Raw genomic sequence first — 19,699 nt, forward strand, 5'->3', positions numbered from 1 at the left:
GCCCAGACGAAAATGGGAAGGGCCGTACGCGCTGGCGTACGGCCCTTCTCTCGTCAGACGCCCAGCAGCGCGAAGCTGTCGTGGCGCATGACCGCCCGGCCCAAGCGACCGACGAAAGCCTCGATGATCGGCGGATCGACACGGCGGGTGATCGACCAGAGGTAATAACCGTAGACCACCGCCTCCCGGTATTGCGTCCAGGCCTCTTCCGCGTCCGGCATCGCGCATCCATGACCGCGCATTGCCGCCAGATATTCGCCCAGCAGACGGCGCTCTTCCGCTTCGGCCACGTCGACCGGCAGAACCGCGTTCAGGTGATAGGCCACGTCAAGCGCCCACCCCCCACGTTGAAGCAATTGCCAGTCGATCAGGCCCATGCCTTCCGACGCGCGGAACAGGTTCCCGGCATGGGCATCGCCGTGCAGCAGGAAGTCTGGCCGACCCGCATCGCGCAGTCCCAGTGCCCGCATCGCCGCCGCGAGACGGTTCGCATTGCGCACTTCGGGCGCGATGCCTTCTCCCCGCGGGCCGTCGAGCAGGTCTTGCAGCATTTCCGGCGTCACATAATCCATCCGCGCAAGCTGCGCCACGCGCGGGGCGATCCAGTCGGCGCCGTCCAGCAAGTCCGCCCGGGCATGGAGCTGCGCGAGCAGGCCAAGGCTGGCCGCCGCATCATCGGCGCCGAAGGGATCCAGCGCCGAGCAGAACACCGCCCCTTGCGCAATCAGGTCGCGCATCACCGTCACCGCCTGCTGCGCCTCGCGGTCGACCGCGGTGGCGACGCAAGGTGGCACCCGCAGATCGAGCACCGGCGCAAGGCGGTTGTAGAAATCGGCCTCCAGCACGCACGTAGGGCCGCCGCGCGCGGTGGCCGCATCCACATCGAGCAAGCCCTTGAGGCAGAATCGCTGCGCCTCCCCCTCGCCTTCGAACTGCACGGCAAAGCGGACCTTGGTGGCAACAGTGCGGATCACCTCCACAGTTTCGACCGCCACGATCGCCCGGTCACCGGACAGATGCGCCAGCACCGGCGCCAGCCACTGCGGGTCCAGCGCTTCGGCCAAAGTCGCGGGAACCGGGCCGGAATGCTCCAGCGGCGCCTCCGGCAAGCGTGCGGCAGTTATCGTCATCGGCCTCTCCCTGATGCCATCCGGCGAGACGATTGGTCGGCCTCGCCCAGCTTGCTCAATTCTCCATTTCGGTACATCATTCGCAATAGAGAATTTCAACGGTCACGCGATTGTCTTGCCGGACGCATCGCAAAGGCTCGGTACAGGACGGACAGGACATGGGAAGGCCGCTGGAAGGCATCAGGATTGTCGAAGTGGCGATGTGGGCGTTCGTCCCGGCCTGCGGCGGGATGCTCGCCGATCTGGGGGCGGAAGTCATCAAGGTCGAACCGCCCACTGGCGACCCCTTGCGCGGGTTGAAGATCGGCGCGCTCTCGAATCCGGAAGCGCAATACGACTGGTCGTGGGAGAGCTACAACCGGGGCAAGCGCTCGATCACGCTCGATCTACGCCACGAATCGGGCCGTACGGTATTGGGCCGCCTGCTGGAGGACGCCGACGTGTTCCTTACCAGCCTGCTCCCTCCCGCGCGCCGCTCGATGGGGATCGATGTAGAGACCCTGCGCGCCCGCTTTCCGCGCCTGATCTACGCCAGCGGCAGCGCCACCGGCCCGAACGGTCCGGACGGAGAGAAAGGCGGCTATGACGCCATCACCTTCTGGGCGCGCGGCGGCATCGCCTCCTCGCTGACGGCGGAGGACGCGGCGCAGCCCGTTGGCCCGCCCGGGCCAGCCTTCGGCGATACGCTTTCGGGCGCGATGCTGGCGGCCGGCATCTGCGCCGCCATTGCCCAGCGCGCGATGACCGGCGAAGCGAGCGAAGTGGATGTCTCGCTGCTCGGGACCGCGATGTGGTCTCAGCAGCGACTGATCTGCCAGGCGACTGCCGAGGACGTGCAGCGCTTCCCGCGTCCGGCGGGGCCTCCGCACAATGTGCTGGTGGCCAATTACCGCACCGCCGACGGCCGCTTCGTGGCGCTCTGCATGTTGCAGGCGGATCGCTACTGGGCGCGCTTCTGCGACGTTGCCGGAAGGCCGGACCTCGCCGCCGACCCGCGCTTTGCCGACGCCGCCGCGCGCCGGGCGCATCTGGCCGAGTGCCACGCCGAAGTGACCGCGCTCTTCGCCGCGAAACCGCTGGACGAATGGAAGACCATCCTGGCCCGGCAGGACGGCCAGTGGGACGTCGTGCAGGACGTGGGCGAGTTGAAGGACGACCCGCAAGTCCGCGCCAACCACTACTTGCGCGCGGTCGATGCGGGCGGCGGCGCTGCGATCCCGATGGTGGCGAGCCCCATGCTGTTCGGCGGCAAGGCCCTGCCCTCCACCCGCGCCCCGGAACTGGGCGCGGACAGCGACGCGGTTCTGACCGAACTCGGCTATGACGAAGACGCGGTGATCGACCTCAAGGTACAAGGCGTGGTGTTCTGATGGCATCGGACAGTCCCGCTTCGCGCGCACCGTCGGCGCCACCGCCACGCAAACTGCCGGCCCTCGAACCCGAGACGGCCTTCTTCTGGACCTCGGGCGCAGACGGCATGATGCGCATCCAGCGCTGCGCAACGTGTCGCACCTGGCAGCACCCACCCCTGCCGCGCTGCGCCACTTGCGGCAGCGAGCAACTCGCGCCCGAGCCGGTCTCAGGCAGAGGCCAGGTCATCAGCTATACGGTGAATTACGAGGCGTGGTTGCCGGGCCTGCCGGTGCCCTTCGTGCTCGCCGCCGTGGAACTGGCCGAACAGACCGGCCTGCACGTTCTGGCCAACCTCGACGGGCATCCCGCCGCCGCGCGCATTGGGCTACCGGTCCGGGTCCGTTTCGAACAGCACGAAGACGTCTGGTTGCCCTTCTTCGCGGCGGAGGACGGTCTGTGACGGCGCTTCCCGAAAAGCAGATCTGCGTCACCGGCGCGGCGCAATCCGAAGTGGCGCGCCCGTCCTCGCGCAGTGCGCTCCAGCTTACCGCCGACGCCTGCCTTGCCGCCATTGCCGACGCCGGACTCTCGCCGCGCCAGATCGACGGCATCGCGACTTATCCCGGCAAATCGGCCGAAGGCGGCGGCATCGCCCCGGTGAGCACGGCCGAGGCGGCGGCGGTTCTGGGCCTGTCACCGCGCTGGACTCTCACCTCCAGCGAGGGTTTCAGCCACATGGCGCCGATTTTCAACGCTGTGACCGCGATCGCCTGCGGCCTGGCGCGCCATGTCGTGGTGTTCCGCACCGTGGCGCAGGCAAGTGCCCGCGCGCAGGCCCGCGCCTCCACGCTGATGGGCGGACGCGGCGCACGGGTGGAAGGGACAAATGCCTGGACCGTGCCGTTTGGCGCGCTTTCGCCGATCAACATGTTCGCGCTCTATGCGCAGGCCTATTTCGACAAATACGGCGCCACTGAAGCGCAATTGGGCGCGCTGGCGGTGAATGCCCGCCGCAATGCCGCGCACAACCCTGCAGCGATCTACAAGGCGCCGCTGACGCTGGACGATTACCTCGCCTCGCGCGTGATCTCCTCGCCGCTGCGGCTCTACGACTGCGACGCCCATGTCGACGGCGCCACCGCCATCGTCCTCTCGCACCGGGACACCGCGAAAGATTTGCGCAACCCGCCGCTGCATATCGAGGCCACCGGAATGGCGGTCGGCAGCCTTTGGGTCGGACGGCACGAGGGCGACTTCACCACTCTGCCCGCCGCCCGCCGCGCCGGAGAAATGCTGTGGTCGCGCACCAGCCTGAAACCCGCCGACCTCGACTGCGCGCAGATCTACGACGGATTCTCGATCCATATGTGGCTCTGGATGGAAGCGCTGGGGCTGGCGCCGCAAGGCGAGGCCTGCCGCTTCGTCGAAGGTGGCACGAGGATCGCGCTGGACGGCGAACTGCCGCTCAATACCGGCGGCGGCCAGCTCTCGGCCGGACGGCTGCACGGATATGGGCACATCCACGAGGCCTGCATGCAGCTCTGGAATCGCGGCGGGGGTCGGCAGGTGGCCGACGCGCGGACTTGCCTGATCTCCAACGGCGGCTTCGGATACGGCGCGATGATCTTGCGGCGCGACTGACGGCGAGTCGCATCCTTGACTTTTTCAGTTCGTTATGACGATAATATATTCACAATAGCGAATTAAAGAACGAGAGGAACCGGGAGATGAGCGAGGCCGATCCGGCGATCCGCAAAGGCGCCGAAAGCGAATGGACTTACGGTCCGATTTTCGACGCCGATGCCCACATCGATCCGCCGCATGACATGTGGAAGGACTACCTGCCAGCGCACCTGAAGGACCGCGTGCCTTTCATCGAGCATGCCGAGGACGGGGACTACATCTGCTTCGAAGGCAATCGCCGCCCGTTCATGATGATCAACAACCAGGCGGGGCGCGAGGGCAAGAACTTCAAGATGAAGGGCCGCCTTGCCGACCAACGCAAGGTCTGGGAACCCGCCACGCGCCTCGCCGACATGGATGCCGACCATATGGGCGCGGCACTGCTATTCGGCGGCGGGCCACTCGGCTCGCTCGACAACGAGCTCTATGTCGCCAGCTATGAGGCCTATCAGAACTGGGTGCTGGACTTCTGCTCAGCCGCGCCGGACCGGCTGTTTCCCGTCGGCTATGTGCCGATGCGCGATATCGAGGAAACTTGCGCCCATGTGAGGCGGCTCGCCGCCAAGGGTTTCCGCGCCATCAACCTGCCCGCCTTCCCGCAGAACCCGGAGGCGTGGAAGACCACCTCGGGTGTGCAGGCGCTGAAGGATGGGCAAGTCTCGGCGCTGACAGGAGACGCCAAGGGCGCGCTGCAATATTCGGACCCGGCCTTCGACGCCTTGTGGAAGACAGTGTCCGACGCCGGGATCGTCATAACCTTCCACCTCGGCGCGCGGGTGCCGCGTTTCGGACAGAAGGAGTACTTCCTGGCCGACATGCCGATGAGCAAGCTGGCGATGGCGGAGCCGATCGGCATCCTCATCTACAACGGCGTGTTCGACCGTTTCCCGGACCTGAAGATCGGATCGATGGAATCGGGCGTGGGCTGGTTCGCGTGGTTCGCCGAGTACAACGACCGTACCTGGGAAAAGCAGCGCTACTGGACGGAATCGCCGCTGAAGAACCCGCCCAGCTACTACATGGACCGCAACATCTACGGCTCCTTCATCCAGGATCGCGCGGGCATCCTGAACCGCGACCTTCCGGGCGGCCGCAACATCATGTGGTCATCGGACTATCCGCATTCGGAAACTACCTTCCCGCGTTCCCGCGACGTGATCCGGCGCGACTTCGCGGGTGTGCCCGAAGCGGATGTGCGGGCGATCATTCACGACAATTGCCGAAAGTTGCTGGGGCTTTCGTAGGCGTCGGGCAGCACGCGTAGTCGATAGCCCAATTTGCTCCGTCATCCCCGCCTTCGCGAGGATGACGAGTGGAGGGAAGGCACGATGCGCAAAACCCCAACCCCGCCCATCCTGAGCTTGTCGAAGGATCCCGCGCTGCCGCGCAGCCCATCACCCCACCTTCAACCGCTTCGCCATCGCCGCCTCGTCCATCATCCGCGTGCCACGCAGATGGCCGAGGCGGATGCCGGTGCAGGTCATCTTGAACTTCGCGAAATCCTCGTACCATTCGAGGTCGGCTGCGGACTTGCCGGTAAGATCCTCCCACAGGGCCACGGTCTCTTCCGGGCCGCCCATGCCCTCCAGCGGAGCGCCGTAAGTCGACGCCGGCCCGTGCATCGTGTCTGCAATCACGCAGAACCACGCCAGATCATGCAACGCCCCGCCGAGCGAGGGCTGCTCCCAATCCATCACCGCGATCACGTCGAAGTTCTCATCGAACATCATGTTGCCGATCCGCGCGTCACCCCAGACGAGGCCTTCGGGCTGGTTCGCCGGCCAAAGCCCGCGCAGCCGGTCCAGCGCGGCGTCAAGCACGGGAAGCGGCTCCACGTCCTGCAACCATCGGGCAAAGCGGTTGTACTTGGCCCATTCCTGCTCAAGCCCGCGCTCACCGGCGGGACCGGCCAGAAAGTCCAGCCCATCCAGCGGCGCGCGCTGCACCGCCGCCAGTTGCTTCACGGCATTGCGCCAAAGCGTGCGGCGCTGCTCCGGCGCAGCGTCCCGAAGCCAGCCTTCGCGCGCATAAGGCGGGATCGACACCGGAACGCGGCCCACTTTCCGCTCCATGACGAAGAAGGCATTGCCCAGCAGCGCCGGGTCTTCCTCGAACCACAGCGGGCGAGCGACGCGGACCCCGCCGTTCTCTGCGCCGCTTTCGGCCAGCGCCTTCATCACGCGGTATTGCTGAACGAACAAGTCGTCGGGGAAGACCGTAAAACCGCCCGGTTTGATCCGCACGACACAACCTTGCTGCCGCGCCGCGCCGTCTTCGCGCCAATGCGCTTCGAACAGGATCGTCTCGTGGCTCTGCCCGGCCCCGCGCGGATAGGCGAGATCGCTGATCCTCACGTCACGCGCCTGCGGCATACGTTCGACCAGCCAACTGGCCAGCGCGCGCGCCAGTTCCTCAAGGTCCCGGGTTTCCGGCGCGACGATCACGTCCGACATCCAGCACTCTCCCGCTTTATTGCAATTCCAAATCGCGAATTTATTTTCGACTATTTGATAAATCGACAAGCGGGGACGGTCAAGCACGGCAGGCTTGTTGCGGGGGCGAATCCGCCCGGACGACGGAGAATCAGGCGGCTTCGGGCTGGCCGATCAGGAAGCGCGAGATGCGCGTGCAGGCCTCGGCCAGTGCCTCGCCCGCCTTGCGCACTTCGGCGCCGGTCTGCGCTCCGCTGAAGCCGGCCATGACCAGCGAGATCGAAACGCGGTCGCGCGCGTCATAGATCGGAGCCATGACCGCCATGAGCGGGTACGTCTTGCCCGCTTCCAGCACGGTTTCCGGCATGACCGGCGGGTCGTCCAGGCTGGCGCCGACCATGCTGCTGCTACCCGGAGCGCTGTCCGGCCGGCGGGTCAGGGCAATGAAGCCATGTTCGCGCACGAAGGCCATGCCGCTATGGAGTTGTTCAAGCTGCTCGACCGAGGGCGAGGGATTGATGCGCGCCTGCGCCGCATCGGCCTCACGCGGGTTGCGGGCGAAGAAGGCGGTGGCCTGCACCCAGCGCAGCGGCATGCGCGTGCCCAGCGGCACCGGATAGCCGACATGGCTGGCAGAGGCTGCGCGCTCGCGCAGGTGGATCATGTCGCCTTCCAGGAAATAGGCGCCGCAGACGACGTCGAAATCGTCTGCCAGCTTGCGCATTTCCGGCTGCGCGACTTGCAAGGGTGAGAAGTGTTCGGCTGCGGTGCGCCCGATCGCGGCCAGCACCGGGCCCAGCACATAAGTCTTGTCGCTGGTGCGGTAGAGATAACCCACGTCGACCAGCCCGGTCAGCAGCGCATGGCAGGTCGCCCGGCTGAGCTTCAGCGCGCGCACCAGATCAGTAAGCGCGAAGGACTGCCCCGGATGATCGGCGATGAAATTGAGGATGGCGGCCATGCGGGCGACGCCGGGAGAAGAACGCGACATGGGTGCTTTCGCTATTTCGAATTACCTGTCGGGTTATGGGGCGTGGAGGGGTTCGTCAATGGGGACGCAGAAGTGCCACCATCACAAGCACGGCCTACAAAAAACCACTTCGTCGCGCCCGCGAAGGCGGGGGCCCCGCTTCCTTCTTGCGACGCCGCCAAGAACAGCGGGGTCCCCGCCTTCGCGGGGACGACGAAGTTGATGTTCAAATCTCGTGGCCGATTGCTCGAGGCCTTAGCTGCTAATGACTTTTTCCGCTTCCAACCGCTCCGCCACTATCCGCGCGATTTCGCGCCGGGCGACCTTGTTGGAATGCAGCAGCGGCACCTCTTCGCGAGTAAGTTCCACCCACGCGCGCGGTACTTTGTAGGCCGAAAGGCTGGCCTTCATCCGCGCCTCGATGGCAGGCACATCGAGCGCCGCCCCGTCGCGCGGAACCAGCGCCGCCACCAGCAGCGCCCCCCGCTCCCGATCCGGCAGGCCGACGACATAGGCACTGTGCACGCCGTCCAGCGCCTGCAATTCCATCTCCACCTCGGCGGGCGAGACGTTCGATCCGGAAACCTTGATCATGTCCCCGCCGCGTCCCACGAAATGAATCCGGCGGCCGTCCGCCCGATCTTCGACAAGGCAGAGGTCGCCGGTGCGCAAGTAGCCGTCCGGCGTGTAATGCTCGGCCCGGTCGATCTTGTGGAGTGCCGGGGCGACGGCGGGGCCGCGCACCTGCATTTCACCCACTTCGCCATCGCCCACCGCGCGGCCGTCCTCATCCGCGATGCGGATGTCGTAGCCGGGGGCGAAGTGGTCCATCGGCGCGCAGACCGGGCGACCGGAAACGCGGAACTCATCGCCCCAGCCATAGGGGCCGAGCGTCTCGCTCATGCCGAGGCCCCACCAGGGCTGCGGGCCCTTGATGCGTTCGAGGTCTTCCTCGGCCAGCACTGATCCCATGGCGAAGCGGCTGTTGCTGAGCGTGCGTTCCGTACAGGTGGTGACGGCGCCGTGCTCCCAACTGGGAAGCAGATAAAGCATCAGCCCGCCCACCCAGAACATCGGCAATTGCGCGGGACGCTCTTCGCCCCGTTTCACGCCCAGCATCTCCACCAGCCAGTGGCTGCGCGCGAGAACCGCGCCGTGGAGGTGGCGCACGCCCTTGGGCAGCGCCATCGAGCCGGAGGTGTAGATCTCGATCATCTGGTCGGTCGGATGGACTTCGGACTCGACCTCGCGCAGCAATTCTTCGCCCACATCGACATCGGTAAGCCACGCCATCGGCGCGACGGCGGCGGGCAAGTCCGCGCCGCTGGAGACGATCCAGCGCAAGTACGGCGCGCGCGGCAAGCGCAGCGCGCCGCAAGTCTGGTCGGCCAGTTCGGGCAGCGCCTCGGTAAGCCGGGCCACCAGATCCTTCCCCAGCATGGTCCGCTGAACGATCAGCCCCTGCACGTCGCTCTGGCGCAGCACGCGGACCAGTTCGTTGGCGCGGATCATCGTGCTGATCGGCACGGCGACCGCACCGATACGGGCGATGGCGGCCAAGGCCGTGGCGAAGCCCGGACCGTTGCCGAAGATGAACCCGACGCGCGCGCCCTTCCCCACGCCGCGCGCCAGCAATCCGCGCGCGAATTCTGCGGACTGGCGGTCAAGATCGGTGAAAGTGGCGCTTTCGCTGCCGGTTTCGGTGTCCAGCGTGATCGCCACGGCATCGCCGTAAGCGGCGGCGGCAGAGCGGATCAGTTCGGGAAAAGTCCGGGCCGCGCCCGGCGTGCCTTCGCTGCTCAATGCACTCATCCTCTCGCCGGGTTCCTGCCCTCTGGGGGCAATTCTGCGTTGCGAAGGTCGCCATCGCAAGCATTTGCGCCCCGCCATCGCCGGGGCGGAATCGTCGTATTTACGAATTTAAATTCGCAATAGAGAATATCAGCTTTCGGAGAAGGTATAGGGCTGCGCGGCGCGGCGATAGTCGTCCGCCAGCACGTCGCGCCCGATCGGCGGCACCGAGCGAGCCGCGCAATCCGCGCGCTGGCAAAGGCGACAGGTCACGCCGATGGGCGTCGCTCTGGCCTCTGACTCGCCGCCATAGACCAGCTTACCCGCCTCGTCCGCCGCGCAGGCGAGCGCCACGGCGCGGGTGACTTTCATCCGCCCATGCCGCCCCTCGCCCGAGGTGACCGTGCGCGCGATCGAGAAGAAGCGCTGACCGTCCGGCAGTTCCAACCACTGGGTCCGCACTTCGCCCGGCCAGCGGAACACCTGATGCACCGACCACAAGGGGCAGCCGCCGCCATGCGCCGCGAAGGGGAAACCCGCGCCGTCCAGCCGCTTCGAGACGTTCCCGGCCTCATCCACGCGCAGGAAGAAGAACGGTACCCGCTCTTCCCCCGGACGGTGCAGCGTCGTGAGCCGGTGCGCGACTTGCTCGAAACTGGTGCCGAACAGCCCGCAGAGCACCTCTATATCGTAGCGCCGCGCCTCCGCCGCGCGGGCGAACTTGGCATAGGGCATCAGGATCGCCGCCGCCGCGTAGCCCGCCAGCGCGCGGCGCACGAGCGTCGCCGTAGTCGTCTGCACAAACGCGGCAGCGCGCACGACCGCGACGATGTCGCCGCGCATCGCGGTGTGGGCGATATGAGTGGCGATCTGGAATGCCCGGCTTGAGGGGCCGAGCGTATCGTCGATCAGCAACTGCTGGTTATGCCGGTCGAACCGTCGCAGCGAATCGACCATGACGTCGGGCGGCAGGAAGCGCACGCGCACGCCCTTGTCCGCGAGCCATGCGGTTGCACCGCGGGCCTGCTCGATCTCTCCGGCCAGCTCCTCCGCCCGCACGTCGATGGCGTGGAAGTAGTTGCGCGATTGGCCGAGGAAACGCTGCGCCTCGCGCACCGGCTCGTTCTCTTCCGCCGCCGGGCCGGAGGCACGCTGCTCGGCCAGCGCCTGACTTTCGCGGGTGTAAGCGCCGTGAAGCCGTAGCAGCGCTTCCGAAATGCCCGGAAAGCTCATCGCCAGGTCAGCGATTTCCAGCGAGGGCAAGTCGATATCCGCGAACAGCGGGTCGCGCAGCACGTCCCCCACGCGGCGGGCATAGTCCTCGCCATCGTCACCGGCAATGTCGGCAATGTCCAGCCGATAGGTCCGCGCAAGGCGCAGCAACATGTCCGCCGTGACCGGGCGCTGGTTGCGTTCCAACAACGCGACATAGCTGGGCGAGATCTCCAGATCGTCCGCCATGGCCTGCTGCGTCAGGCCCAGTTCACGACGCAGGCGGCGAAGCCTGGGGCCAAGGTAGAGAGGTCTCGATTCCGCCATGGCTCAGCACTTTGTCATGCCTGCACATCTTTACAAGGAATATCTGTAAAGTTTGACAACCGGACTTCGCAGGCCGTTCCGCACTGCAAAAATGGGGCCTACCTCAAGGTCATCGCCCAAACACATTTTTCGACGGGGACTTTTGGCAGTGACCTACCAGAGCAAGATCACCGAAGCCGGCCAGACCATCGGCACCGAGCCCAACTGGAACGGCATCGAGCCGGAATCGGTCGCGCGCATGCGCCTGCAGAACCGCTTCCGCACCGGCCTCGACATCGCCCGCTACACCGCGCGAATCATGCGTGAGGACATGGCGGCCTATGATCGCGACCCTGCCAACTACACCCAGTCGCTGGGCTGCTGGCACGGCTTCATCGGCCAACAGAAGATGATCTCCATCAAGAAGCATTTCGGCACGACCAAGGGCCGCTACCTCTACCTCTCGGGCTGGATGGTCGCGGCGCTGCGCAGCGAGTTCGGTCCGCTGCCCGACCAGTCGATGCACGAGAAGACCTCGGTTCCCGCGCTGGTCGAGGAACTCTACACCTTCCTGCGTCAGGCCGATGCCCGCGAACTGGGCATGCTGTTCCGCGATCTGGACAAGGCGCGCGAGGCCGGTGACGAGATGGAGGCCAAGCGCCTCGAAACCGCGATCGACAATCACGAGACGCATGTCGTGCCGATCGTCGCCGATATCGACGCGGGCTTCGGCAATGCCGAGGCGACCTACCTGCTGGCCAAGAAGTTCATCGAGGCCGGCGCCTGCTGCATCCAGATCGAGAATCAGGTCTCTGATGAGAAGCAGTGCGGCCATCAGGACGGCAAGGTCACCGTTCCGCATGAGGACTTCATCGCGAAGATCCGCGCGGTCCGCTACGCCTTCATGGAACTGGGCGTGGACGAGGGCCTGATCGTGGCGCGCACCGACTCGCTGGGCGCGGGGCTGACCAAGCAGATCGCCTTCACCCGCGAGCCGGGCGACATCGGCGACCAGTACAACAGCTTCCTCGACTGCGACGAGATCGCAGCGGGCGATGTCGGCCACGGCGAAGTGCTGATCACCCGCGAAGGCCGCCTGATGCGTCCGAAGCGGCTGCCGTCGAACCTCTACCAGTTCCGCAGCGGAACCGGCGAGGATCGCTGCGTGCTGGATTGCATCCATGCGCTGGAAAACGGCGCGGACCTGCTGTGGATCGAAACCGAGAAGCCGCACATCGGCCAGATCGGCGGAATGGTCAGCCGCATCCGCGAAGTGATCCCGAACGCCAAGCTGGTCTACAACAACTCACCCAGCTTCAACTGGACGCTGAACTTCCGCCAGCAGGTCTTCGATGCATGGGAAGCGGAAGGCCGCGACACCGGCGCCTATGACCGGGCGAAGCTGATGAGCGTGGACTACGACGGCACCGAGCTGGGCAATGAGGCCGACGAGCGAATCCGCACCTTCCAGAAGGACGCGGCGCGCGAGGCGGGGATCTTCCACCACCTCATCACCCTGCCGACGTACCACACCGCCGCCTTGTCGACCGACAATCTGGCGAAGGAGTACTTCGGCGAGGCGGGGATGCTCGGCTACGTCAAGGGCGTGCAGCGTCAGGAAATCCGTCAGGGCATCGCCTGCGTGAAGCACCAGAACATGGCCGGATCGGACATCGGCGACGACCACAAGGAATACTTCGCCGGCGAGGCGGCCCTGAAGGCGGGCGGCACACACAACACGATGAATCAATTCGCGGCCTGAGGTCGCCGTCAAACAGGGATTGCGGCCTGCGGCCGCTGGGGAAGGTCCCCGCCAAGCAAGGAAAGGAAGGTACAATGACCACCATGACCACCGAACCGGCCCGCGCCCGCGCGGTACTTTCGAGCCAGGACTTCAGGCTGCTTCAGGAAGCCGTGCTGTTCTACATGCGTGCGCATGAGGACGATCCGGTCTCTTCCACGTACTCTAACCTCTATCACCGACTCGGCAGCGCCACCCGGCGCTGAGAGAGGTCGAACACAGAAAATCACCGCGGCCCGGCCGCCGGAAAACCAGCCCGACCCGCAAGGAAGGGCAGGCCACTCGAGTTCTTTCCTGGGGAGGAAAGCCAGCCCGTCGCACCCGCGTGCGGCGGGCTTTTTCGCGGCCTGCCGGAGCCTCCGGACAAATCCGGATGGTACTACCGGCGCCTGCGCCTGCAGTTCGGCCTGTCGCAGCCACATTGACAAGAAAATTAACGGCTTGCCTATATCCCCGCCATCAGCTTGAGGGCACCATGTTGATTCCTGGCGACGGTCACGAAAGGGAAGCGAACGAAACGACGGGCAATCCGTCGGTCGCACCCGCGCACCCATCGCTTGAGGCCGCCCTTGCCGCCAGCGCGCGGACCGAATCTCTCCTGCGCGAAGCGATCGAGGCTCTCCCTCAGGGCATTGTCATCCTTGACGAGGATGACCGCTACGTCCTGTGGAACCGCCGCTACGAGGAAATCTACCACCGCTCCGCCGACCTGCTGGAACGCGGCGCCAAGCTGAGCGATACGCTGCGCATCGGGGTTGAGCGCGGCGACTATCCGGAAGCCCTCGGGCAGGAGGAGGAGTGGCTTGCCCGCCGCGTCTCCATGCTCCGCCAGCCGGATTGCCGCCACGAGCAACGCCTTGCCAACGGCCGCTGCATCCTGATCGAGGAGCGGAAGACCGACAGCGGCGGCACGATCGGCATCCGCGTCGACATCACCGATCTCAAGCAGCGCGAGGAAGCCTTCCGCCTGCTGTTCGAGCAGAACCCGCTGGCCATGCTCGTCTACAATGCCGCAAGCGGGCACGTGCGCTCGGCCAACGAGGCGGCCTGCCGGCTGTTCGGCTACACAGCGGACGCCATCGCCGGGATGAGCGCGCAGGTGCTGTTCTCCGAGCCCGATCGCGAAGCGGCCTCGCGCATGCTCGCCACCGATTGCCCGGAAGGCGATTCGTGCTGGCCCCTGCTGCGCAGCGACGGCGGCACCGTGGAAGCCATGGTCTCGACCCGGCTTTCGCAGCTGGAAGGCGATACGGTGACGATCGTGACGATCGTCGATGTCACCGAACGCCGCCGCATCGAACAGCGCATGGCGCACATGGCCCGGCACGACGAACTCACCGGCCTCGCCAACCGCGCGCATTGCCGCGAATATCTGAGCCAGGTGCTCGAACACGCCTCTCCGGAGGACACCGTCACGCTGGCCTTCGTCGATCTCGATCACTTCAAGGCGGTCAACGACACCTACGGCCACCATTTCGGCGACATGCTGCTGACCGACGCGGCGCGGCGCATGCGCGAACTGATCCCGCCGGACGCTCTGCTCTGTCGCATCGGCGGCGACGAATTCGCGATCATCTTCCGCCGTTCCAGCCAGACTCAGGCGGAACTGGTCGCCAAGTCGATCATCACCGCGCTGAGCGAGCCGTTCTTCGTCCACGGCAACATGCTGCACATCGGCGCCACCATCGGCTTCGCCAGCGCGCCCTACGACACCTCCGACCCGCAGACCTTGCTGCGCTACGCCGACCTTGCGCTCTATGCCGCCAAAGGCGAACGGCGCGGATCGTGCCGGGGTTTCGAAGCGCGCATGGACGAGGCGGCGCAGGCCAAGAGCAGGCTGGAAAAGGACTTGCGCAAGGCCGTGCAGGAAGGCGCCCTTGAGGTTCATTACCAGCCGCTGGTCAATCTGGAGACCGGCGAGATCGAATGCTGCGAGGCGCTGCTGCGCTGGGATCACGGCGAACGCGGCCTCGTCTCGCCCGAAGTCTTCATTCCGCTGGCCGAGGAACTGGGGCTGATCGATCAGGTCGGCCGCTTGGTGCTCAATTCGGCCTGCCGCGAGGCGATGACATGGCCCGCGCACATTCGCCTCTCGGTCAATGTCTCGCCGCTCCAGTTCCGCAACGGCAATCTGTTGAGCACCGTCATCAACGCGCTCTCGTCCTCGGGACTTACTGCCGAACGGCTCGAACTGGAAATCACCGAGGCCGTGTTAATGGAGCGCGGGCCTCGTCCCGCCGCGATCATCCGCAACTTGCGCGCTTTCGGCATCGGCATCTCGCTCGACGATTTCGGCACCGGCTATTCCTCGTTGAGCTACCTGCTCAACTACCCCTTCACCAAGATCAAGATCGACAAGTCGTTCATCCTGAACCTCCAGCGCGAGGCCAATTCGCGGGCGGTGATCCGGGCAGTGATCGGCCTTGGCCGCAGCCTTGGCGTCGATGTCGTGGCGGAAGGCATCGAGCGCGAGATGGAGCGCGAATACTTGCGCAGCGAAGGTTGCACGCAGGGTCAGGGTTTCCTGTTCGGCCGCCCCGGGCCCGCCGGCACGATCACCTTCGAAGCGCGCGAGACCGGCAGCCGCGCCGCCTGAAGCTCCGGCCGGTCTACCGGCACGCTTGACGCCTCTTCGCGATGACGGGCATGAGTTGCGTCCCATACGCGCGCCATGACCGGATCCCCCTCCTCCCCACGGAGCCCGCCTCGATGAAGAGCATCGCCACGCTGACCATGAACCCGACGATCGACGTGTCCTACGACGTCGGGAAGGTTCGGCACACGCACAAGATGCGCACCGACAACGAGCACTACGCACCGGGCGGCGGCGGCATCAACGTGGCGCGCGTCTTCGTGCGGCTCGGCGGCAACGCGCGCTGCTATTACCTCTCGGGCGGCGCCATCGGGCCGGCGCTGGACGGGCTTATCGACCTGCACCAGCTCGTGCGCACGCGGATCGAGATCAAGGGGCCGACGCGGATCGCCGCCGATATCCTCGAACACGAGACCAACAAGGAATACCGCTTCACCCCCGCCGGCCCGCACGTGAGCGAGGCGGAATGGACGCACTGCCTTGACGTGCTGGCCGAAACCGACTGCGACGTGATGGTCCTCAGCGGCTCGCTGCCGCCCGGTGTGCCGACCGACTTCTACGCCCGCGTCACCCGGCTGCTGCGGCCCAAGGGGGTCGAGATCGTGCTGGACACCTCGGGCGCGGCCCTCGCGGCCGGGATCGAGCAAGGCGAACTCCTGCTGGTGAAGCCCAGCCAAGGCGAACTCGCGGAGTACTGCGGCCACGCGCTCGACGGCGTCGAGGCAATCGGCAAGGCGGCGATGGAGATTGTCGAGGCTGGAAAGTCACGCCTCGTCGCCGTGACGCTGGGGCATGAGGGCGCCGTCCTAGCCCACGCAGGTGGCACGGCGTACCTGCCCGCACTGAAGATCGAGGCCGCGAGCGCGGTGGGCGCGGGCGACAGCTTCGTCGCCGCCATGGTCCACGCGCTGTGCCGGGGCGAGGACGACCTTTCCGCCTTCCGTTATGGCCTTGCCGCAGGCTCCGCCGCCGTGCTGCGCGCGGGCACCGATCTGGCGCGCCCTGCCGACATCGCGCGGCTGCTTGATAAGGTTCAGCCGTTGTAAAACGCCCCGGCTGATCTCGCCGTTGCTTGCTCGCCCAACAACAACACCTCGTCGCCCCCGCGAAGGCGGGGGCCCCGCTTTCTTGCGGCGTGGAGAAAAGTAAGCGGGATCCCCGCCTTCGCGGGGACGACGGAAAAACAGGATTTGGGGGTAGGAGAGGATTAGGCCGATCGGAACAGCCGAACCTCAGACCGCAATCGCCCGCAGACAGAACGACCAGATCGCCTCGGCCAGCGCCTCGCGCTCGCTGCGATTGGGCGCGTGGCCTTCCTCCTCCAGCAGCAGGGTATGCACAGTCGTCGATACAAGGTTGTAGATCAGCCGCGCCTGAAGCTGCGGATCGGCCTTGCGAAACACGCCCGCCTCCATGCCGTCGGCGATGTGCCCGGCCACGAGGTCCAGCAGCGGCTCCAGCGCTGCCTTGAGTTCGGCCGGACGCTGCTGGGCAAGGCGCAAGTGTTCGCGGCTGAGCGCCGCACTGCGCAGATGCGCGCCGCCGACCAGCGCCTGCCCAGCAGGCAATGGCCCCGGATGCATCCGATCCAGTTGCGCCTGATCCAGTTGCGCTTGCCCGACCACAAGCCCGCGCACGATCGTCCCCAGCGCCTCGGCAGGGTCTCCGGCATCGGCGGCCATCGTTCGGAACTGATAGGCCGCCAGCCGCAGCGTCGTATCAAACACCGCCAGCACAAGGTCGTCCTTGCCCTGAAAGCGTTCGTAGAAAGCGCGGCGCGCAAGCCCCGTGCGCGCGAGCACCGCACGGATGGTGAGCCCTTCCAGCCCTGCCTCGTCAAGCAACTGGTGCGCCGCGGCAATCAACCGGCGGCTGCGGTCCTCTTCCGCGTCCGCAATCGGCAAAGGCGCGATGGCCAAAGGCAGGATCGGGCTTGGGTTCGTGCTGGCCATTGCCATGGGGTATCCGCTCTCGCCCGCCCGGTCCAGCCCGTCGGAAAGGACCGGGCGAGCAGGCCGCGCCGCCGAGATTGACTCGCGCCTGTGCTTCGCGCTAAATAGCCGAGAACAGCGTTCTCAAGCAACGCGAAAGAGACGGGATTCAGGAGAGCCAGATGCCCAAGGTGACTTATGTCGACCATACCGGTCATGCGACGACGGTAGAGGTCGAAACCGGCGAAAACGTCATGCGCGGCGCGCTCTACAACGGGATCGACGGGATCACCGGCGAATGCGGCGGCGGCCTCTCCTGCGCCACCTGCCACTGCTATGTCGATGCGGACTGGACCGACACGGTGGGCGGCCCGTCCTCGCAGGCGGAAGAAGAACTGCTCGAATCCGCGGCGGATGAAGTGAAGCCTTCCAGCCGCCTCTCCTGCCAGATGGTGATGACGGACGCGCTGGACGGGCTGGTCGTCCACCTTCCCGAGCATCAGTTCTAAGCCGCGCGAAAGGGAGAGAAACGATGCCGATCGACGCCGCCAACCCCGTTCCGCCCACTTTCCCGCGCCATGTCGGGATGGATCAGGTGCCTGACCACGTTCCGGCGGATCTGATCCGCCAGGTAGGCCTGACCTTCGGGCCCGAATTCCTTGCCTCGCCGCACGATTTCATGGCCGCGCTGCACGACAAGCAGCCGCCGATCTATTACGACGTCAGCCCGATGGGGAACATGTGGCACTTCACCCGCCACGAAGATGCCCTGTTCGGCCTGCGCCATCCGGAGATCTTCTCGAACGAAGGCGCCACGCCGTTCCCGCGCGATCCCAGCGACTACTTCTACTTTATCCCGATCGAAATCGATCCGCCGCACCACCGCAAGTATCGCAACATCGTCGATCCGGTGTTCAGCCCGCAGGGCGTGCTCAAGCTGGAAGGCCTGATCCGCAAGCGCGCCAACGATCTGATCGACGAGATCGAAGCCAAGGTCGCCGCCGGTGGCTCCTGCGAATTCACCGAGGATTTCGGCCGCCCACTGCCCGTCGCGGTGTTCCTGGACATCATGGGCCTGCCGCAGGACATGCGCGATACTTTCGTGTCCTGGGCGATGGAACTGCTGCACTCGAATGACCGCGCCATCATGGGCGGGGCGATGCAGAAGATCACCGCCTATCTGAAGGAAGCCATTGCAGAGAAGCAGGCCAATCCCGATGACGGCGTGGTCAGCCGGATCGCCCATGCCCAGGTGGACGGCGCGCTGATGTCCGAGAAGGAGATCTTCGGTTTCGTCTGCTTCCTGTTCATCGCCGGGCTCGACACCGTGTTCGCCACGCTCAACAACATCTGGGCATGGCTGGCGGAGAACCCGGAAAAGCGGCAGGAAATCATCGACCGTCCACAGGACATCGACAAGATCGTCGAGGAACTGCTGCGCCGCTGGTCGGTCACGTTCTCAGGCCGCGTGCTCGACAAGGACCACGAAATGCGCGGCGTGCAGCTCAAGAAGGGTGACCGCGTCACCTTCATCCTGCCCGCCTGCAACTTCGATCCCGAAGTCTTCCCCGATCCGCTGACCGTGGACTTCGACCGTCCGCGCAAGACCATCCTGGCCTTCACCGTGGGTGTGCACAGCTGCATGGGCGGGCACCTCGCCCGTCTGGAAGTGAAGATCGCTTTGCAGGAATGGCTCAAGCGCATTCCGAACTTCGAACTCAAGCCCGGCACCCGGATCGAGTACCGCCCCGGTGGCGTGATCGGACCGGAGGAAGTGCCACTGGTCTGGTAAGCGCGGGTCAAATCCTGCGGGATGAGAGATAACACGGGGGCTGGGTGGGATCATCCGGCCCCCGTTCCGTTCAAGCCTGGAACCGCTCGGCCTTGGTGAGAGGAGAGGGATTGACGCGATGGGAACTGCGAGCCCGAGGCACCTCCTTCCGCTCATCACGCCACGCCTCCTGGGGCTTCGACAGGCTCAGCCTGAGCGGGTGGGGAGAGCGAGCACAGCGGGAATGCGGGCCCGAAACACCTCCCTCCGCTCATCCTGAGCTTGTCGAAGGATGGCAGCCTCGCACCGCGCATCAGGAGGCCCCCATAAGCTCAGCCTGAGCGAAATCTTGGTCAGCTACGAGAGCATCAGGAGATGGGGCGGCGGCGCAGGCCGATGGCTGCTCACCTGCGCCGCCGGGGCCAATCCGCACGCCCCCGGTGCGGTTGCCCTGCCCCCTCCGGTCCACCGACACCTGCGCGACCACGAAGGACCCTGCGGTGGAACTGATAATGGAATTGGCCAAAACGATAATCCGCTCCGGAATTACAGATCCGCGTACCATCGGCTGAATTTCCAGGAATCATCGCAGGATGCTCCTTTGAAGTCAGAATGGAGGATCTCGCCGGGTGCCTGCACTGGAAAGGCGGGATAGGTCCGAAACGGTGAGACCCGCCCCCTTCCCAACGGGTGCGCTCCATCATGCTGCACAAAGGACACGCATCG

General features: G+C 65.8%; 16 protein-coding genes. 10 read left to right on the plus strand and 6 right to left on the minus strand.

Translation table 11 applies throughout. The annotated features are described in order from the left end of the window. Positions 1–53 precede the first annotated feature (53 nt). Complete coding sequence (locus tag AC1VVM_RS16390) at positions 54–1,130, minus strand: phosphotransferase (RefSeq protein WP_482904664.1); 1,077 nt, start codon at positions 1,128–1,130, stop codon at positions 54–56. 158 nt (positions 1,131–1,288) lie between these two features. On the opposite strand from AC1VVM_RS16390, the gene AC1VVM_RS16395 reads away from it, so the two are divergent. The 4 genes from AC1VVM_RS16395 to AC1VVM_RS16410 all read left to right on the plus strand — a co-directional run bounded on the left by AC1VVM_RS16395 (position 1,289) and on the right by AC1VVM_RS16410 (position 5,410). Next, positions 1,289–2,500: a CaiB/BaiF CoA transferase family protein gene (locus AC1VVM_RS16395; RefSeq protein ID WP_482904665.1), complete on the plus strand. Its 1,212-nt coding sequence runs from the start codon at positions 1,289–1,291 to the stop codon at positions 2,498–2,500. Continuing rightward, a complete protein-coding gene (locus AC1VVM_RS16400) occupies positions 2,500–2,943 on the plus strand; it encodes a Zn-ribbon domain-containing OB-fold protein (protein WP_482955518.1) in 444 nt (147 codons plus the stop codon). The genes AC1VVM_RS16395 and AC1VVM_RS16400 overlap by 1 nt, the downstream gene beginning before the upstream one ends. After that, on the plus strand, positions 2,940–4,124 hold the full coding sequence (locus AC1VVM_RS16405; protein ID WP_482955519.1) for a thiolase family protein: 1,185 nt from the start codon (positions 2,940–2,942) through the stop codon (positions 4,122–4,124). Before AC1VVM_RS16400 ends, AC1VVM_RS16405 begins: the two co-directional genes overlap by 4 nt. Before the next feature lie 86 nt (positions 4,125–4,210). Beyond that, positions 4,211–5,410: an amidohydrolase family protein gene (locus AC1VVM_RS16410; protein WP_482955520.1), complete on the plus strand. Its 1,200-nt coding sequence runs from the start codon at positions 4,211–4,213 to the stop codon at positions 5,408–5,410. Between the two features lie 150 nt (positions 5,411–5,560). Here AC1VVM_RS16410 and AC1VVM_RS16415 read toward each other — a convergent pair whose 3' ends face one another. From AC1VVM_RS16415 to AC1VVM_RS16430, 4 genes are all read right to left on the minus strand, one after another. Beyond that, entirely contained in the window at positions 5,561–6,619 is a 1,059-nt protein-coding gene (locus AC1VVM_RS16415) for a phosphotransferase family protein (RefSeq protein WP_482955521.1), read from the minus strand. Between the two features lie 130 nt (positions 6,620–6,749). Then, a complete protein-coding gene (locus AC1VVM_RS16420) occupies positions 6,750–7,589 on the minus strand; it encodes an IclR family transcriptional regulator (RefSeq protein WP_482904669.1) in 840 nt (279 codons plus the stop codon). A gap of 234 nt (positions 7,590–7,823) precedes the next feature. Continuing rightward, entirely contained in the window at positions 7,824–9,380 is a 1,557-nt protein-coding gene (locus tag AC1VVM_RS16425; protein ID WP_482904670.1) for a class I adenylate-forming enzyme family protein, read from the minus strand. A 129-nt stretch (positions 9,381–9,509) separates the two neighbouring features. Then, on the minus strand, positions 9,510–10,898 hold the full coding sequence (locus tag AC1VVM_RS16430; RefSeq protein WP_482904671.1) for a helix-turn-helix domain-containing protein: 1,389 nt from the start codon (positions 10,896–10,898) through the stop codon (positions 9,510–9,512). Positions 10,899–11,046: 148 nt separating this feature from the next. Between AC1VVM_RS16430 and AC1VVM_RS16435 the strand changes: the two genes are divergently transcribed. The 4 genes from AC1VVM_RS16435 to AC1VVM_RS16450 all read left to right on the plus strand — a co-directional run bounded on the left by AC1VVM_RS16435 (position 11,047) and on the right by AC1VVM_RS16450 (position 16,317). Next, on the plus strand, positions 11,047–12,639 hold the full coding sequence (locus tag AC1VVM_RS16435; RefSeq protein ID WP_482904672.1) for an isocitrate lyase: 1,593 nt from the start codon (positions 11,047–11,049) through the stop codon (positions 12,637–12,639). Positions 12,640–12,713: 74 nt separating this feature from the next. Next, positions 12,714–12,884, plus strand: a complete 171-nt coding sequence (locus AC1VVM_RS16440) for a hypothetical protein (protein ID WP_482904673.1) — start codon at positions 12,714–12,716, stop codon at positions 12,882–12,884. Between the two features lie 269 nt (positions 12,885–13,153). Continuing rightward, positions 13,154–15,274, plus strand: a complete 2,121-nt coding sequence (locus AC1VVM_RS16445; RefSeq protein WP_482904674.1) for a putative bifunctional diguanylate cyclase/phosphodiesterase — start codon at positions 13,154–13,156, stop codon at positions 15,272–15,274. Positions 15,275–15,387: 113 nt separating this feature from the next. Beyond that, complete coding sequence (locus AC1VVM_RS16450) at positions 15,388–16,317, plus strand: 1-phosphofructokinase family hexose kinase (protein WP_482904675.1); 930 nt, start codon at positions 15,388–15,390, stop codon at positions 16,315–16,317. A 186-nt stretch (positions 16,318–16,503) separates the two neighbouring features. Here the strand turns inward: AC1VVM_RS16450 and AC1VVM_RS16455 are convergent, their stop codons facing one another. Next, positions 16,504–17,229 carry a TetR/AcrR family transcriptional regulator gene (locus AC1VVM_RS16455; protein WP_482955522.1) on the minus strand — a complete coding sequence of 242 codons (726 nt, stop codon included), beginning with the start codon at positions 17,227–17,229 and terminating at the stop codon, positions 16,504–16,506. Positions 17,230–17,384: 155 nt separating this feature from the next. Here AC1VVM_RS16455 and AC1VVM_RS16460 point away from each other — a divergent pair, with 155 nt between their 5' ends. Next, entirely contained in the window at positions 17,385–17,711 is a 327-nt protein-coding gene (locus tag AC1VVM_RS16460) for a 2Fe-2S iron-sulfur cluster-binding protein (RefSeq protein ID WP_132386737.1), read from the plus strand. A gap of 23 nt (positions 17,712–17,734) precedes the next feature. Beyond that, complete coding sequence (locus AC1VVM_RS16465) at positions 17,735–18,994, plus strand: cytochrome P450 (RefSeq protein ID WP_132386739.1); 1,260 nt, start codon at positions 17,735–17,737, stop codon at positions 18,992–18,994. Positions 18,995–19,699 lie beyond the last annotated feature (705 nt).

The organism is Novosphingobium sp. BL-S-33, assembly GCF_056857025.1.

Excerpts from the sequence above, each read along its gene's own strand:
- AC1VVM_RS16465 (WP_132386739.1), top strand. The coding sequence starts at position 17,735 with ATGCCGATCGACGCCGCCAACCCCGTTCCGCCCACTTTCCCGCGCCAT.
- AC1VVM_RS16410 (WP_482955520.1), top strand. The coding sequence starts at position 4,211 with ATGAGCGAGGCCGATCCGGCGATCCGCAAAGGCGCCGAAAGCGAATGG.
- AC1VVM_RS16395 (WP_482904665.1), top strand. The coding sequence starts at position 1,289 with ATGGGAAGGCCGCTGGAAGGCATCAGGATTGTCGAAGTGGCGATGTGG.
- AC1VVM_RS16425 (WP_482904670.1), bottom strand. The coding sequence starts at position 9,380 with ATGAGTGCATTGAGCAGCGAAGGCACGCCGGGCGCGGCCCGGACTTTT.
- AC1VVM_RS16400 (WP_482955518.1), top strand. The coding sequence starts at position 2,500 with ATGGCATCGGACAGTCCCGCTTCGCGCGCACCGTCGGCGCCACCGCCA.
- AC1VVM_RS16445 (WP_482904674.1), top strand. The coding sequence starts at position 13,154 with ATGTTGATTCCTGGCGACGGTCACGAAAGGGAAGCGAACGAAACGACG.
- AC1VVM_RS16415 (WP_482955521.1), bottom strand. The coding sequence starts at position 6,619 with ATGTCGGACGTGATCGTCGCGCCGGAAACCCGGGACCTTGAGGAACTG.
- AC1VVM_RS16390 (WP_482904664.1), bottom strand. The coding sequence starts at position 1,130 with ATGACGATAACTGCCGCACGCTTGCCGGAGGCGCCGCTGGAGCATTCC.
- AC1VVM_RS16420 (WP_482904669.1), bottom strand. The coding sequence starts at position 7,589 with ATGTCGCGTTCTTCTCCCGGCGTCGCCCGCATGGCCGCCATCCTCAAT.
- AC1VVM_RS16460 (WP_132386737.1), top strand. The coding sequence starts at position 17,385 with ATGCCCAAGGTGACTTATGTCGACCATACCGGTCATGCGACGACGGTA.
- AC1VVM_RS16450 (WP_482904675.1), top strand. The coding sequence starts at position 15,388 with ATGAAGAGCATCGCCACGCTGACCATGAACCCGACGATCGACGTGTCC.
- AC1VVM_RS16440 (WP_482904673.1), top strand. The coding sequence starts at position 12,714 with ATGACCACCATGACCACCGAACCGGCCCGCGCCCGCGCGGTACTTTCG.
- AC1VVM_RS16455 (WP_482955522.1), bottom strand. The coding sequence starts at position 17,229 with ATGGCAATGGCCAGCACGAACCCAAGCCCGATCCTGCCTTTGGCCATC.
- AC1VVM_RS16430 (WP_482904671.1), bottom strand. The coding sequence starts at position 10,898 with ATGGCGGAATCGAGACCTCTCTACCTTGGCCCCAGGCTTCGCCGCCTG.